14 protein-coding genes are annotated in these 14,693 nt (G+C 65.6%); 3 read left to right on the top strand and 11 right to left on the bottom strand.

Annotated elements, in window-relative coordinates:
• Positions 1-109 precede the first annotated feature (109 nt).
• Both AC1RT8_RS09925 and AC1RT8_RS09930 read left to right on the top strand, forming a co-directional pair.
• Positions 110-1,645: a WS/DGAT/MGAT family O-acyltransferase gene (locus AC1RT8_RS09925; RefSeq protein WP_493075442.1), complete on the top strand. Its 1,536-nt coding sequence runs from the start codon at positions 110-112 to the stop codon at positions 1,643-1,645.
• Positions 1,645-1,998: a phasin family protein gene (locus AC1RT8_RS09930; RefSeq protein ID WP_493075443.1), complete on the top strand. Its 354-nt coding sequence runs from the start codon at positions 1,645-1,647 to the stop codon at positions 1,996-1,998. Before AC1RT8_RS09925 ends, AC1RT8_RS09930 begins: the two co-directional genes overlap by 1 nt.
• Positions 1,999-2,159: 161 nt before the next feature.
• On the opposite strand, the gene AC1RT8_RS09935 is transcribed toward AC1RT8_RS09930, so the two are convergent.
• From AC1RT8_RS09935 to AC1RT8_RS09985, 11 genes are all read right to left on the bottom strand, one after another.
• A complete protein-coding gene (locus tag AC1RT8_RS09935) occupies positions 2,160-2,948 on the bottom strand; it encodes an esterase/lipase family protein (RefSeq protein WP_493075444.1) in 789 nt (262 codons plus the stop codon).
• A 53-nt stretch (positions 2,949-3,001) separates the two neighbouring features.
• Positions 3,002-3,538, bottom strand: a complete 537-nt coding sequence (locus AC1RT8_RS09940; protein WP_493075445.1) for a GNAT family N-acetyltransferase — start codon at positions 3,536-3,538, stop codon at positions 3,002-3,004.
• Entirely contained in the window at positions 3,535-4,608 is a 1,074-nt protein-coding gene (locus tag AC1RT8_RS09945) for an alpha/beta fold hydrolase (protein WP_493075446.1), read from the bottom strand. Before AC1RT8_RS09945 ends, AC1RT8_RS09940 begins: the two co-directional genes overlap by 4 nt.
• 19 nt (positions 4,609-4,627) lie before the next feature.
• The gene (locus tag AC1RT8_RS09950) at positions 4,628-4,984 is read right to left on the bottom strand and encodes a poly(R)-hydroxyalkanoic acid synthase subunit PhaE (RefSeq protein WP_493075447.1); all 357 of its coding nucleotides are present in this window, start codon (positions 4,982-4,984) and stop codon (positions 4,628-4,630) included.
• 67 nt (positions 4,985-5,051) lie between these two features.
• The gene (locus AC1RT8_RS09955; protein WP_493075448.1) at positions 5,052-6,479 is read right to left on the bottom strand and encodes an efflux transporter outer membrane subunit; all 1,428 of its coding nucleotides are present in this window, start codon (positions 6,477-6,479) and stop codon (positions 5,052-5,054) included.
• Positions 6,479-9,667, bottom strand: a complete 3,189-nt coding sequence (locus AC1RT8_RS09960; protein ID WP_493075449.1) for an efflux RND transporter permease subunit — start codon at positions 9,665-9,667, stop codon at positions 6,479-6,481. The genes AC1RT8_RS09955 and AC1RT8_RS09960 overlap by 1 nt, the downstream gene beginning before the upstream one ends.
• A 7-nt stretch (positions 9,668-9,674) precedes the next feature.
• Complete coding sequence (locus AC1RT8_RS09965) at positions 9,675-10,880, bottom strand: efflux RND transporter periplasmic adaptor subunit (RefSeq protein ID WP_493075586.1); 1,206 nt, start codon at positions 10,878-10,880, stop codon at positions 9,675-9,677.
• Positions 10,881-11,057: 177 nt separating this feature from the next.
• Positions 11,058-11,240, bottom strand: a complete 183-nt coding sequence (locus AC1RT8_RS09970) for a hypothetical protein (RefSeq protein ID WP_465169875.1) — start codon at positions 11,238-11,240, stop codon at positions 11,058-11,060.
• A complete protein-coding gene (locus tag AC1RT8_RS09975; RefSeq protein ID WP_493075587.1) occupies positions 11,237-11,695 on the bottom strand; it encodes a YaiI/YqxD family protein in 459 nt (152 codons plus the stop codon). The genes AC1RT8_RS09970 and AC1RT8_RS09975 overlap by 4 nt, the downstream gene beginning before the upstream one ends.
• Positions 11,696-11,728: 33 nt before the next feature.
• The gene (locus AC1RT8_RS09980) at positions 11,729-12,217 is read right to left on the bottom strand and encodes a GreA/GreB family elongation factor (RefSeq protein ID WP_493075450.1); all 489 of its coding nucleotides are present in this window, start codon (positions 12,215-12,217) and stop codon (positions 11,729-11,731) included.
• On the bottom strand, positions 12,214-13,122 hold the full coding sequence (locus AC1RT8_RS09985) for a LysR family transcriptional regulator (protein WP_493075451.1): 909 nt from the start codon (positions 13,120-13,122) through the stop codon (positions 12,214-12,216). The genes AC1RT8_RS09980 and AC1RT8_RS09985 overlap by 4 nt, the downstream gene beginning before the upstream one ends.
• Positions 13,123-13,526: 404 nt before the next feature.
• On the opposite strand from AC1RT8_RS09985, the gene AC1RT8_RS09990 reads away from it, so the two are divergent.
• The gene (locus tag AC1RT8_RS09990) at positions 13,527-14,171 is read left to right on the top strand and encodes a transposase (protein ID WP_493075452.1); all 645 of its coding nucleotides are present in this window, start codon (positions 13,527-13,529) and stop codon (positions 14,169-14,171) included.
• Positions 14,172-14,693 lie beyond the last annotated feature (522 nt).

Here is a 14,693-nt window from a genome sequence, read left to right on the forward strand (position 1 = left end):
TGGAGGGGCTTGGAGCGCGGAATGTCTGCCCCGCGCGCCAGCCCCTCCATCGCGCAAGCGCGGTCCCCCTCCCCGTTCCGGGGAGGAGCAGGGGAATAGGGAGTAGGGCATGCTTCAACTGTCAGGCCAGGATGCGTCGTTCGTTTATCTGGAGACGCCGCACACGCCGATGCATATCGGCTCGGTCGCAATCTACGATCCTTCCACCGCGCCGGGCGGGTTCGTCCGCTTCAAGGACGTGCTGAACTTCATCGGCTCGCGCCTCTCCGGCGCGCGCAGCTTCCGCCAGCGGCTCGTGCGCGTGCCGTTCGATCTCGATCATCCCTATTGGATCGAGGACCCGGAATTCGACCTTGAATTCCATGTCCGCCACATCGCGCTGCCCAAGCCCGGCGACTGGCGCCAGCTCTGCATCCAGGTCGCGCGCCTCCATTCGCGCCCGATGGACCTCAACAAGCCACTCTGGGAATTCACCGTGATCGAGGGGCTCGACAATGTCGAAGGCCTGCCCCCCGGCTGCTTCGCCCTTGTGTCGAAGGTCCATCACGCCGCGGTCGACGGCATGTCGGGGGTCGAGATGTCGACCGCCGTTCACGATCTCGACGCGAGCATGGCGCCGCCCAAGGAAAAGGACGAGTGGAAACCCGAGCATATGCCCAATGTGGCGGACCTGCTCACCCGCAGCTATTTCAACTCGCTGCGCCAGCCGATGCGCGTGGTCGAAACAATCGGCCGCTCGCTGCCCGGCATGGCCAAGCTCGCGGCGACCGTCGGCAAGGGCGAGGTCAGCCTGTCGAACACGAAGATGGCGCCCAAGACGCGCTTCAACGGCAAGGTCTCGCCGCACCGGGTGTTCGACGCGGTACCGTTCAAGCTCGCCGATATCCGCGCGATGAAGAACGCGGTGCCCGATGCGACGGTCAACGACGTGATCCTCGCCATCGTCGGCGGCGGCCTGCGCACCTATCTCGAGGACAAGAACGAGCTGCCGAAGGACTCGCTCACCGCGATGGCGCCGATCTCGGTGCGCGGGGAGGGCGAGAAGGCGGCGCTCGGCAATCTCGTCTCGGCGATGGTCATCCCGCTCGGCACGCACATCGCCGATCCGCTCGAACGGCTGAAATATGTCCATGACGAAGCGGTCAATTCCAAGGCGATGACCAACGCGGTCGGCGCGCGCAGCCTCGCCGATTACAGCCAGCTCATCCCCTCGGGCCTCGCCGGCCTGGCGGCGCGGCTCTATACGAGGGTGGGGGCCGCCAACACCCACGCACCCGTGTTCAACACCGTCGTCACCAACGTACCCGGCCCGCGCGTCCCGCTCTATTTCTGCGGCGCGAAGATGTTGGCGAGCTATGGGACGGCACCCGTGTTCGATTCCATGGGGCTGATCAACCCGGTCTATTCCTATGGCGAGACCATCGCGATCTCGTTCACCGCCGACCGCGACATGATGCCCGACCCGGAAAAATACGCGGCTGCGCTCAAATCCTCCTTTGACGCGTTGAAGGCAGCGACGCTCGGCGGAACGGCGCCGGCAAAACCCAAAGCCCCGCCCAGGCCAAGGGCCGCGGCGAAACCCAAACCGGCGACGAAGCCGGCCGCAGCCGGGCGCAAACCGGCACCCCGCAAAGGAGCGAAGTGATGGCGGACAAGAAGAGCACGACGGACAAGGTCAAGGACACGATCAACGAGAAGATCGTCGATCCGGCAAAAAAGGCCGGCGAGGCGATGCGCGCCTCGGGCGCCAAGGTCGCGGAGGGCGGATCGACCGTCAGCATGAAGCTGATCGACCAAGCCGAGAACAACGCACGCCAGGCCTTCGCGGCCATGCGCGCCGCGGCGGCGGCCAAGGACCTGTCCGAAGTGATGAAGGTCCAGGGCGACTATCTGCGCGACCAGGGCAGCCGCAGCATGAGCCAGGCCCGCGAGATCGGCGAACTGATCATGCAGATCGGCCGGGATGCGGTGCAGCCGCTGAAGGGCAAGGATTCTTAATTCCTCCCCCGAGCTTGCTCGGGGAGGGGGACCATTCGCTTCTTCAGCGAATGGTGGAGGGGCTTGGAGCGCGGGACAGGTGTTCCGACTCCCAAACCCCTCTACCACCCGCCTGAAGAAGGCGGGCGGTCCCCTTCCCCGTTCCGGGGAGGAACTGGAGGCTACGCATGCCCCGCGAACGGGTAGACCAGCGCCTTCAGCCCGGACCGCTCGAACGGCCGCCATTCGCCCTCGGCCTGTGCCAGCCGGTCGGCGATCGCATAGAGTACCGCCGGGTTCACCCCGAGCCCGCAATGGCTGCCATGCACTTCGATATTGTCGGTTTCCGGCCCGCGCGGCTCGATGCAGTTCTGCCAGGCGACCACGCCGTCCTCGCGCGAATAGATCGCGGTCGAGGGCACCGGCGGCACCTCGGCGCTTTCGCGCATCTGGCTGCGCACGGAAGGATCGTCGATCTTCTGCCCCGTCAGCACCTCATAAGCGCGCCACACATTGGTCGCGCGCGGCGTGCCGGTGAAGGGCGATCCAAGCGAGATCACCTGCCGCACCGCTTCAGGCGCACGCCGCGAGAGCTGGCGCGCCATCACGCCGCCCAGGCTCCAGCCGACCAGGCTGACCTTCTGCCCCGTCGCCTCATGGATTTGGCGCAGCCGCTCGACCAGCTTCTCGCCCTCATAGCCGATCGCCCTGGGCCCGAGATTGCGGCCGAGACCCCATTCATGCGCGTCATAGCCGAGCCCGGAGAGGAAGCGCCGCAGCACCGTGGTCGACCGGTCGCTGGTGACGAAGCCGGGCAGCACCATCACCGGATGCCCGTCGCCGCGCGGCGCGGTGGCGAGGATCGGCGCGGCCAGTCCCAACGAACTGAACTCGGCGAGTGCGCGGGGCAGCTCGGTAAAGGCCAGAAGCGCTGACGGCGGCCGTATCTCGTCGGCCTGGGGTGCGGTCATTCGGTCATCCTTCCATCTGCGTGCAGTCTGAACCCGCTGCATTTCGATATGGTTCATTCGTCCAACCCGAACGCCCGGTGCTGCGCGGTCACCCGCGCGACATCATGGGCCAGGATGGCAAGGTCGTGCGGCTTGCCGTCGCGATCGCGGACATGGTCCTTCAGCAAGGCCTCGGCGCGGAAGCCCAGGCTCTCGAACAGCATCACCGATCCGATCTGGTCGGGGGTCATCTGAGCGATCAGCTTCTCCAGGCCGCGCTCCATCGCCACGGCATAGATCGCCTCGAGCAGGTCGCGCCCGATCCCCGATCCGCGCTTGCCCGGCGCGACGAGCAGCCGGATCTCGCCGACATGAGCGCTCCAGCCCAGCGGATCGCGTACCAGCGCGGCGGTGCCGACGAACTGCCCGCCGTCCTCGGCGATCAGGCTGTCGATCCAGCCCTCCTCGATCGCCGACTGCCAGGCATCGACCACGCGCGGATGCTTCAGGTCGCGGCCCAGGAACAGCAGGTCGTGCTCGGGCAAATTGTTGGCGAAGGCGAGCATCGCGTCGCGGTCGGCGGCTGCGAAACGCCTGATGTGATGGCTCAAACGGACCGCTCCCCCAACCAGTCGACCAGTTTCGGCCATAGCCGCTTGATCGCGTTGCCTCCGGCGACGAGGCTGACATGGCCGCCCTTCATTGTCACCTGTTCCTTGTCGGCCGATCCGATCTTCTCGATCAGCGGCGCCGAGGCTTCGGACGGCACGATATGGTCGTGCTCGGCGGTGACGTGCAGGAAAGGTGCTGTGATCCTGCCCAGATCGACCGGCCGCCCGCCGACCTCCATCGTGCCATGGTTGAGTGCATTGCCCCACATCAGCTTCTTGGTCGTCTCGCGGAAATATTCGCCCGCGAGCGGCAGCGTATCGCTCGCCCAGCGGTCGAACATGCGGAAGGATTTGACGTATTCGTCGTTCCACAGATTGTCGAGCAGCCGGATATTCCCCGCGATCCGCGCGCCCGGCCGCAACATGTCGAACGCGGTGTAGAGATAGTCGGCCGGGCAATTGCCGAAGGTATCGACCAGCCGGTCGACATCGAAGAAGCGCTTGTCCGCCCAGGCCTGGAACATCTCCATCTTGGAAAAATCCACCGGTGTGGTGAAGGTGACGAGGTTCTTCATCGGCGCGTCCGGGTGCAGCGCCGCCCAGAGCAGGGAGAGCACACCGCCGAAACAATAGCCGACAACGGTGAACTCGTCCTCGCCGGTCTCCTGCTGCACTCGCGCGATCGCGCTGGGAATGAAATCGAGCACATAATCGTCGAGCGTCAGGCCCTTCTCGTCGGCGCGCGGGGGGCTCCAGTCGAGCATGAACACGTCGAACCCCGCCTTGAGCAGATATTCGACCAGGCTCTGCCCGGGCACCATGTCGAAGATGTACCCGCGATTGGTCGTCGCCATCACCAGCAGCAACGGCACCCGGTACACCTCGTCGGTCATCGGGCGATAATGATAGAGGTTCATCGTGCCGCGCTGGATCAGCAGGTCCTTGGGGCTGGCCCCCAGCACCGGCGCGGGCGAGGCGAAATAATCGAGCCCCTTGAAGTTGCGCTGCAAGGCGCGGTCAAACGCCGTGCTGGCCTGGGTGAACAGGTCGGGGGCGCTCTGCTCGGCCATGGTCAGCGCTGCGACACGCTCAAGCTGGTTTGCCCGGCGGCTTGCGGGTGCGCTTCGGTTTCGGCCGCTCCGGCGGCGCGATGCCCGCCTGGGCCATCAACAGCGCCTCGATCCGCCCGACCGATTCCTCGATCCGCCTGACGCGCGCCGACAGATCCTCCACCTCGCTGCGGCTCGGCATGTTCGCGGCGGCCAGCGCCTTGTCCATCATCTGGTGCGCGGCGGCCTGGGCAGTCATCGTCGCGCTGTTGGCGCCCTGCATCACCCGGGAGAATTCGCCCGACTTCATCACCTGGCCGCCGAACTGGTTGGCCATCTGCTCCCACTGGCCGAGCATCTCGCGGAAGAACGCAGCCGGATCTGGTGTGGTCGTCATGCCGGCAGCATCCTTTACCCGCTTTGAGCATCCGTCAAGCGAGCGGCTGCAGCATGAGCCGCAGCAATCAGGGCGTCGTTGCACCACCCATCGGCTTCGGCCCGGCAGCCGTAGCGTCCAAGGTCGAATCCCCGCCCAGCACGCGGTAGAGCGTGACCAGGTTGGTCGCCGCGATCAGCTGGGTCGAGATCAGCTGCCGCCGAGCGGAATAGAGCGTTCGTTGCGCGTCGAGACTGTTCAGGAAGGTATCGATGCCCCCGCGATAGCGCGCGTCGGACAGGCGGTAATTGTCGGCCGATGCGGTCGTCAGCACTTCGTTCGCGCGGACCTGTTCGGTGATCGTGCCGCGCCGCGCCAGCGCATCCGATACCTCGCGGAACGCCGTCTGGATCGACTTCTCATATCCGGCCAGCGCCGCGTCGCGCTGCGCCTCGGACAGGCGGACATTCGCCCGGCCCCCGCCCGCGTTGAAGATGGTGTAGCTGGCATTGGCGCCGGTCGAATAGTTGAACGCCCCGCCCTTGAAGAGATCGCCCAGCGCCCCGCTCGCCAGGCCCAGCACCGCGGTCAGCGAGATGCGCGGGAACAAAGCCGCGCGCGCCGCGCCGATCTCGGCATTGGCGCTGCGCAGCTGATATTCCGCCTGCACCACATCGGGGCGGCGCAGCAGGATGCCGGAATCGACCCCGGCGGGCAGCTCGGCGACGGTCTTGCCCGTCTCCTCGATCGATCCGGGCAAGAGGCTCGGGTCGATCGGTGCGCCGACCAGCAATTGCAGTGCATTGATGTCCTGCGCGACATCGGTGGTCTGCTGGGCAAGGTCGGATTGCGCGGTCGCCAGCACCGTCTCGGCCTGGCGCAGATCGGTGCGCGGCGCGATGCCGCCCTCCAGCCGCGCCCGGGTCAGCTTGACGCTCTGCTCGGCGCTCTTCGCCGTGTCCTCGGAGATCGCCTGGAGGCTCTTGTCCGCGCCATAAGTCAGCCAGGCGCTGGCGATGTCGCCGACCAGGGTCAGGCGGGTAGCCCGCGCCGCCGCCTCGGTCGCGAAATAGCTGTTCTGCGCGGCATTGCTCAGCGACCGGATCCGGCCGAACAGGTCGAGCTCGAACGCGGTGATGCCGCCATCGACCGAAAAATTGGTCTGGCCCCCCGCACCGTTGCCGTTATCGGACCGGGTGACGCCCGCCGATGCACCGACCTCGGGGAACAGCTCGGACCGCTGGATGCGATATTGCGCCCGCGCCGCCGCGATATTGGCCGCCGCGACGCGCAGGTCGCGATTGTTGGTCAGCGCCTGTTCGATCAGCGCCTGCAGCCGCTGGTCGCGGAAGATGTCGCGATAGGTGACCGCCGGCAGCGCGGCCTCGCTCTGCTTCAGATAGGAATCGCCGGCCGGCCAGGATGCGGGCACCGGCAATTCGGGCCGCACATATTTGGGTGCCATCGAACAGGCGCCGAGCGAGGTTGCCGCGAGAAGCAGGACAAACCGGCGCATCAGGCCTTCTCCCCTTCGGGTTCTGCGGGGGGCGCCGGATGCTCATGGTGCAGCCGCTTCATCACGTCCCGCGTGCCGCGCCGGACCAGCACGAAGAACAAGGGAATGTAGAAGATCGCGAGAATCGTCGCGGTCAGCATGCCGCCGATCACCGCCGTGCCGATCGCGACGCGGCTGTTCGCGCCCGCGCCGGTCGAGATGGCGAGCGGCAGTACGCCGAAGATGAAGGCGAGGCTCGTCATCAGGATCGGGCGGAGACGGATACGAGCCGCCTCCAGCGCCGCCTCGATCACGCGCTTGCCCTGCTTCTCGGCCTGCTCGGCGAACTCGATCATCAGGATGGCGTTCTTCGCCGCCAGGCCCATCGTCGTCAGGAGGCCGATCTGCAGGAACACGTCGTTCTCCAGGCCCCGCAGGGTCACCGCGAACACCGCGCCGACCAGCCCGAGCGGAATGATCAGCAGCACCGCGATCGGGATCGTCCAGCTTTCGTACAGCGCAGCCAGGCACAGGAAGACGACCAGCAGCGACAGCGCATAGAGATAGGGCGCCTGACCCGAGGACAGCCGTTCCTGGAAGGACAGGCCGGCCCATGCCACGCTGGTGCCCGGCAGTTGAGCGGCAAGCTCTTCCATTCGCGCCATCGCTTCGCCCGAGCTGACGCCCGGCGCCGCCTGGCCCTGCAGCTCATAAGAGGAGAAACCGCCGAACCGGCTGAGCGACGACGGCGCCGTGCCCCAGGTGACATTGGCGAAGGATGAGAAGGGCGCCATGTCGCCGGTCGATCCGCGGACGAACCAGGAAGCGATATCATCCGGCGCGGCGCGGTATGGCGCATCGCCCTGGACATAGACGCGCTTCACGCGGCCGCGGTCGTTGAAGTCGTTGACGTAGCGCCCGCCCCAGGCGGTCGACAGCGTGGCGTTGACGTCGGCCTGGCTGAGCCCGAGCGTACTCAGCTTTTGCGGGTCGACATCGACCTTGAGCGTCGGCTGATCCTGCAGGTCGGTCGGGCGGACCGCCTGGAGCGTCGGGTCGGCGCGCGCCGCCGCCAGCAGCTTGTCGCGCGCCGCCTTGAACTCCTGGCGGCTCAGGCCGCCGGTATTCTGCAGCTCCATCTGGAAGCCGGCGGACTGGCCCAGGCCGCGCACCGCCGACGGCACCGTCGCGTAGAATTCGACATCGCGCAGGCCGCCCAGCGCCTGGGTCGCGCGCCGCGCAATCGCATCCGCGCCATTATATTCGCCCTTGCGCTCGGCCCAGTCCTTCAAGGCGACGAAGCCGCGGCCTGTATTCTGGCCGCCGCCGCCGCCGCCCGCGACGGTCATGATCGCGTCGGTATTCTTGGCTTCGGTCTGGAGGAAATATTTCTCGATCTCGCGCTGCGCCAGCTGGGTCTTGCCGATCGTCGCGCCGGGGGCGAGGTTGAACTGGATGCTGGTCGTGCCCTGGTCCTCGGTCGGCAGGAAGCCGGTCGGCAGTTTCACGAACATGATGGCCAGGATCACCACGGTGACGCCATAGATCGCCAGGAACAGGATCTTGCGGTCGACCACCTTGGCGACCGCCTTCTGATAGCGGTTCTGGTTGCGCTCGAAATGGGTGTTGAACCAGGTCTTGGCCGCTTCCATCCGATGCTGGATCCACCGGATCCATTCATGGTTGCTCTCGCGTTCCTCTTCCTTGCGCTTCAGCAAGCTCGCGGTGAGCGCCGGCGTGAGGACGAGCGCCACCACGACCGACAGCACCATCGCCGACACGATCGTGACGGAGAATTGCCGATAGATCACGCCGGTCGATCCGCCGAAGAACGCCATCGGCAGGAACACCGCCGACAGCACCAGCGCGATGGCGATCAGCGCGACGGTAATCTCGTTCATCGATTCGATCGTCGCGTCACGCGGGCTCATGCCCGGATTCTCTTCCATCAGGCGTTCGACATTCTCCACGACGACGATCGCGTCGTCGACGAGCAGGCCGATCGCCAGCACCAGGCCGAACATGGTGAGCGTGTTGATGGTGAAGCCGGCAATCGCGAAGATGGCGAAGGTGCCGAGCAGCACGACCGGGACCGCGATGGTCGGGATCAGGGTCGCGCGCCAGCTCTGCAGGAAAATGAACATGACGATGACGACCAGGATGATCGCCTCGATCAGGGTCCAGACCACTTCCTCGACCGACAGCTTGATGAACTCGGTCACGTCCTGCGGGAAATCATAGGCGAAACCGGCCGGGAATTTCTTCGCCTGGGCGGCGATCTCGGCCTTGACCAGCTCGGCTGTCTTCAGCGCGTCCGCGCCGGGCGCCAGGCTGACCGCGATGCCCGCGCCGGGATGCCCGTTGACCCGGCTGACGATGCCGTAATTCTCGGCACCCAGCTCGACCCTGGCGACATCCTTCAAATGGAGAGTCGATCCGTCGGGCTGGGTCTTCACGACGATGTTGGCGAACTGGGCCGGCGTCGACAGGCGGCTCTGCGCCGTCACCGTGGCGTTGAGCGCCTGATCGGGGCTGTTGGGCACGCCGCCCACCTCGCCCGCCGCGACTTCGGCATTCTGCGCCGTGATGGCGGCGACGATGTCGCTCGGCATGAGCGAATAGCTCGCGAGCCGGTCCGGGTTGAGCCAGACGCGCATCGCATATTGCGATCCGAACACATTGATGTCGCCCACGCCCTCCAGGCGGCCGATCGGTTCCTGCAGGGTGGACACCAGATAGTCCGACACGTCCTGGTTGGTGCGCGTGTCGGTCGTGTCGAAGATCGCGGCGACCATCAGGAAGTCGGGGTTGGATTTGGTGACGGTCAGGCCCTGTTGCTGCACCTGGGTGGGCAGGCGGGACAGCGCCTGCTGCACCTTGTTCTGCACCTGCACCTGCGCGATGTCCGGGTCGGTCCCCTTCTCGAAGGTCGCGCTGATGGTCACGCCGCCGCGCGAGTTCGAGTTGGAGCTGAAATAGAGCAGCCCGTCGATGCCGGTCAGCTGCTGCTCGATCACCTGCGTGACGCTGTTCTCCAGCGTTTCGGACGAGGCGCCGGGGTAATTGGCGCGGACATTGACGTTGGGCGGCGCCACGTCGGGGAACTGCTCGATCGGCAGGGTGAAGATCGCCCCGACGCCCGCCAGCATGATGATGATCGCGACGACCCAGGCGAAGATCGGCCGGTCGATGAAGATGCGTGAAATCACTGGCCGGTCAACCGCGCTTCTGGCCGGCCTGGTTGCCCTGGCCCCCGTTTCTGGCGCCGCCCTGGGGCGGCCCGATGCGTTCCGGCTGGCTCATCGGCACGGGCCGCACGACCTGGTTGGGCAGGGTCTTGCCGACGCCCTGGACGATCACCTTGTCGCCCGTGTTCAGGCCTGAGGTGACGACCCAGTTGCTGCCGATCGCGCGGGTCGCGGTGACCTGGCGCTGGATCGCCTTGTTGCCGGGGCCGACGATGAACACCGTCGCGATGCCCTTGGGGTCGCGCGACACCGCCGGCTGCGGAATCAGGAAGGCGTTGTTGTCGATCGACTGGGCGAAACTCGCCCGCACGAACATGCCGGGCAGCAATTCGCCCTGCGGATTGGGGAATCGCGCGCGCAAGGTGATGGTGCCGGTGGTCGGGCTGACCACCACTTCGGAGAATTCGACTGAGCCGGCATAGCCGTAGTCGCTGCCGTCCTCGAGCTTCAGGCGGACCTCGGCATTGGCCGGGGTGTGCCCGCCGGTGGCCAGCTCGCGCCGCAGCCTGAGCAGGTCGGCGCTCGATTGCTGGATGTCGACGTACATCGGATCGAGCCGCTGGATCGTCGCGAGCGGATCGGCCTGGTTGGTCGTGACCAGCGCACCCACGGTGAACAGCGACCGCCCGATCCGCCCGGTGATCGGCGCGGGAACGGTGGTGAAGCGCAGGTTCACCCGCGCCGTGTCGAGCGCGGCGCGGTTCTGCGCGACGGCGGCCTGGGCCTGGCGCGATTGAGCGAGGGCGTCGGTATAATCCTGCTTCGCCACGGCTTCGATCTCGGCGAGCGGCTTGTAACGCTCGGCCCGGATGCGCGCTGCCTCGGCGCTGGCGGTGGCGCTGGCGAGATTGGCCTGGGCCTGGTTGGCGGCGGCGCGGTAGAGGCTCGGGTCGATCTGATAGAGCGGCTGGCCCTGCCGGACGAGCGCGCCTTCGGTGAAGAAGCGGCGATAGACGACTCCCGATACCTGCGGACGAACCTCGGAACTTTCATAGGCGGTGGTGCGCCCCGCCAGCTCGGTCGGGATCGGTACGCTGGTCGGCTGGATGACGACGAAACCGACCTGGGGCGGCCCCTGCGGTCCGCGACGCCGGCCGCCGCCCTGTTCCTGCGACGCGCCCTTGCCGCAGCCGGACAGCAGCAACACCGCGGCGAGCGCGGCGAGCGAGGACATACGCACTGGGTCAGGCGATCGCACGGTCATTCTTTCTCCATCGCTTCAGACCGTATCCGCACAGTGCGATGGGAAAATCCCTCGCAGGAATGTGCCGAACAACACGCCTCAGCTCTTGGTTCCTCTCCTGCACGCGGCGGTACAGGCAAATGCTTTGTTTATCCTATATCCTATATCTTACCTGAGTTTCGCGATAGACAGGCCGTCGGCCTTGGCGCGATCCTTGGTAGATTCCTCGCTTCGCTTCAGCGCCTTGGCTATCGCCTTGAGCGCCATGCCTTTTTTGGCGAGGACATGGAGTTTCTGGATTTCGTCGCTCGTCCAGGGCTGACGATGACGCTCGAACTTGTCCTGGCTCATGACGGGCGCCCCTTGCGCCCGAGCGATACCAGCGCCTGGTCGAGCGCCGAGAGGAAACGCGACCGGTCGGTCTTCGAAAAGGGTGCCGGGCCGCCGATCGCGTCACCGCCGGCGCGCAGATCGGCCATGATCGCGCGGGTCGCGATCGCCGCCCCGATCGAGCTGGTGGTGAAGGGCTTGCCGGTCGGCGCGATCACTGTGGCACCTGCCTTAAGGCACCGGTCGGCAAGGAGAATATCACTAGTAACGACGACCGCTTCAGGGGTCGCGCGATCGGCGATCCAGTCGTCGGCGGCATCGAACGCGTCGCTCACCACCACCCGCTCGACCAGCGGATGAACCGGAATGCGCATGATGCTGTTACTCACGATGGCCACGGGCACCTCATGGCGAAAGGCCACTTTATAGACCTCATCCTTTACGGGGCATGCGTCTGCATCCACAAGGATTCGGATTGTCGCAAATTGTGTCAGGCCTGTTACTCCCGTTCAGATACTTGCGTTTGAGTCTGGGCTGGCGATCCGGCCGACCTCGACGATCTCGATCGCGTCGTCGACGCCGCCAAAGTCGATCAGGTCGCCGGGCCCGGCGCCCATCATCGCCTTCACCAGCGGGCCGGTGAAGGCGATGCGCCCCGCCGCCGGATCGGCCTCGTCGCTGCCGACGATGTGGATCGTGCGCAGCGCACCGTTGAGGCGAAAGGTGACGCTGGTGCCGAACGCGACCTCCTCGCCGCCGGGCTCGGGCGCCACGATCGCGGTCGTCTGGCGCGTGTTCCAGTAACGCAGCTCGCGCTTCAGCGCCTCGCGCGCGTCATGATCGGCTTCGGCCTCGATCGCCGCCTCCAGCGCCGCCACCCGCGCATCCATCAGCGCGAGGCCGCGCGCCGTCACCAGGTTGGGCCCGGGCGGCAGCGGCAGCTCGAATTTCGGTTCCTTGTGCTCCTCGTCGCTCTCGCGGCGGAATGCGACGCTCATCTTGTCCTCCCTGGGGCAAATATCGACGGTCGCAACTCGCCCGTCGCCGATTCCTTCAACCATTCCAGCACCGCATCGATCCGCGCGAGCCGCCGCATGTCGCTATGAGTCACCAGCCAGAAGCTGCGCACGATATCGACCTGGTCGGGAAACAACATGGTAAGCCCCGGATCCTGGTCGGCGATGAAGCTTGGCAGCACGCCGATACCGGTGCCGTTGGCGATGGCGCTATACTGCACGTTGATGCTGGTCGAGCGGAGATTGGCGTCGAACCCCGGCGCGACCTCGCCGAGATAATCGAGCTCGGGGGAATAGAGGAATTCCGGAACATAGCCGATCAGCGTATGCCCGCTCAGCTCCTCGATCGACCCGATCGGGCCATGCGTGTCGAGATAGCGCGTCGCGGCATAGAGCCGCAGCCGGTAATCGGCGAGCTTCGCCGCGATCAGCCGGCCATGGCGGGGCCGGGCCATCATCACCGCGATATCGGCCTCGCGCTTCGACGGATTGAGGAAGCCGGAAGCGGTGACCAGGTCGAGCCGGATATCGGGATGGCGCTTGCGGAAGTCGGGCAGGCGCGGCGCCAGCACCCAGGTCGCGACGCCCTCGGCGACGCTCAGCCTGACATGCCCGGTCGCCTGGGTCGATCCGCCGGCCACTTCGCCCAGCGCGTGGAGCGCCGTGCTCTCGATCGTCTCGGCATGCGCGAGCAGCGCCTGGCCCTGCTCGGTCAGCCGCCGCTCGCCCGCCTCGACCTCGAACAATTCGGATTGAAGCGCCGCCCCGAGCCGCCGCAAGCGCCGGCCCACCGTGGTTGCATCCATCCCCAGCGACCGCGCCGCCGACGCCAGATGCCGCGAGCGCGCCACCGCGAGGAATATCCGCAGGTCGTCCCAATCGAACATAGCGCCGTGCCCGCTCCCTTATGTCGCCCGCTCACCCATCCCCACCGTCACCCCGGACTTGTTCCGGGGTCCACCGGGCCGCACATCAAAACGGCCCGAGGCACTGGCGGAACGCTGGATGCCGGAACAAGCCCGATGACGGAAGTTGATCGCGAACGACACGCGCCCTGCATAATTGCAGCTCACCCATGCACCGCCGGCGCTCCGCCTGCAAATTCCCAAGCGCCAGGGAGGATTACAAAAGGTCGGAAGCCGCCCGAGGCGTCGCCGTGATTCTGTTGAACACGAGTTTGGATCGTAGTGCGCTAAATCGGAGCCATCAGCCGCGCTGAACAATTTCGGTGACAGTTTACTAATTAGTCAAACCTCCCTATCGTTAGCATATGGCGCGTTTGGCAAGAGTCGTGATCCCCGGTGTCCCGCACCACGTCACGCAACGTGGCAATCGTCGCAGCCAGACCTTCTTCGAGGATGCGGACTACGCGCTGTATCGCGACCTGCTCGGCCGGGCTGCCGGCAAGGCCGGGGCAGAGATATGGGCCTATTGCCTGATGCCGAACCACGTTCATGTCATCCTGACGCCGTCGGACCCGGATGGCTTGCGCGGGACCTTTGCCGAGCTGCACCGCCGCTACACTGGCGTCATCAACACGCGGCACGGCTGGACCGGACATCTGTGGCAGGGCCGGTTCGGGTCGGTCGCGATGGATGACGCCTATCTCGCGAGCGCGGCCCGTTATGTCGCGATGAACCCGGTCCGGGCGCGCCTGGTCGAAAGGCCGGAGGACTGGCGCTGGTCGAGTACCGCAGCGCATCTGGCGGGCAAGGATGATGGCGTGGTCACGGTGCGCCCGGTGCTCGAGCGCACGGGAGATTTTCGCGCCTTTCTAGGGGATGAAGAGGATGCTGCAGCCTATGCTGCGCTACGCCAATCCGAGACGACCGGGAGGCCGGTGGGCGGTTCGGTCTGGATCGAGGCGATCGAGCGGCAAGCCGGACGAACGCTTGCGCCGCAACGGCGAGGGCCGAAGCCGAGAACTGCTAATTAGTAAACTGTCACCGTAATGCCACCGTAATGCTGTCACCGCAATGCGTAATGCACCGTAATGGGGCTGCCCAAAATGACCATGCTCGTGCAACTCGCTGCGATTGCAGCATTGGTTTGGTTGATGAAAATATACCACGAGAGATCTATCGGATTCAAACCGCCATCAAAGGAAGAAATAAGGGCTCTTGATAAGAAAATAAGTCTCCGAAATGTGTCAATACGATACAATATACATTTGGGAATTTTAAGCTATTTGTTGTTTGTGCTAGCGATATACATTTCGATGCGGGGGGAATACAATTGGATATGGCCAATCTCGATTATAATAATCGCTGCCGTCTTATTCGGGCTGAGGGTAGCGTGGAGGGCGCCAATGAATTAGAAGGCGGTGTCGAGTTACGGTGGAGTTACGGTGCCAGTTTACTAATTAGCCCCGCCCGGCGGCCATAGATCCGTGGAATGAGCCGCGGATCACGCTGCCGCTTCACCCAAGCCATCCCAAACCCCGCCCACCCTGCAAAAT

It is taken from the genome of Sphingomonas sp. GW821-FHT10F11 (genome assembly GCF_058809095.1).

What these genes read in the sequence shown, in the direction of transcription:
- AC1RT8_RS09970 (WP_465169875.1), bottom strand. Translation starts at nt 11,240, where the DNA reads ATGAGCCAGGACAAGTTCGAGCGTCATCGTCAGCCCTGGACGAGCGAC.
- AC1RT8_RS09945 (WP_493075446.1), bottom strand. Translation starts at nt 4,608, where the DNA reads ATGGCCGAGCAGAGCGCCCCCGACCTGTTCACCCAGGCCAGCACGGCG.
- AC1RT8_RS09980 (WP_493075450.1), bottom strand. Translation starts at nt 12,217, where the DNA reads ATGAGCGTCGCATTCCGCCGCGAGAGCGACGAGGAGCACAAGGAACCG.
- AC1RT8_RS09925 (WP_493075442.1), top strand. Translation starts at nt 110, where the DNA reads ATGCTTCAACTGTCAGGCCAGGATGCGTCGTTCGTTTATCTGGAGACG.
- AC1RT8_RS09930 (WP_493075443.1), top strand. Translation starts at nt 1,645, where the DNA reads ATGGCGGACAAGAAGAGCACGACGGACAAGGTCAAGGACACGATCAAC.
- AC1RT8_RS09955 (WP_493075448.1), bottom strand. Translation starts at nt 6,479, where the DNA reads ATGCGCCGGTTTGTCCTGCTTCTCGCGGCAACCTCGCTCGGCGCCTGT.
- AC1RT8_RS09935 (WP_493075444.1), bottom strand. Translation starts at nt 2,948, where the DNA reads ATGACCGCACCCCAGGCCGACGAGATACGGCCGCCGTCAGCGCTTCTG.
- AC1RT8_RS09950 (WP_493075447.1), bottom strand. Translation starts at nt 4,984, where the DNA reads ATGACGACCACACCAGATCCGGCTGCGTTCTTCCGCGAGATGCTCGGC.
- AC1RT8_RS09985 (WP_493075451.1), bottom strand. Translation starts at nt 13,122, where the DNA reads ATGTTCGATTGGGACGACCTGCGGATATTCCTCGCGGTGGCGCGCTCG.
- AC1RT8_RS09965 (WP_493075586.1), bottom strand. Translation starts at nt 10,880, where the DNA reads ATGTCCTCGCTCGCCGCGCTCGCCGCGGTGTTGCTGCTGTCCGGCTGC.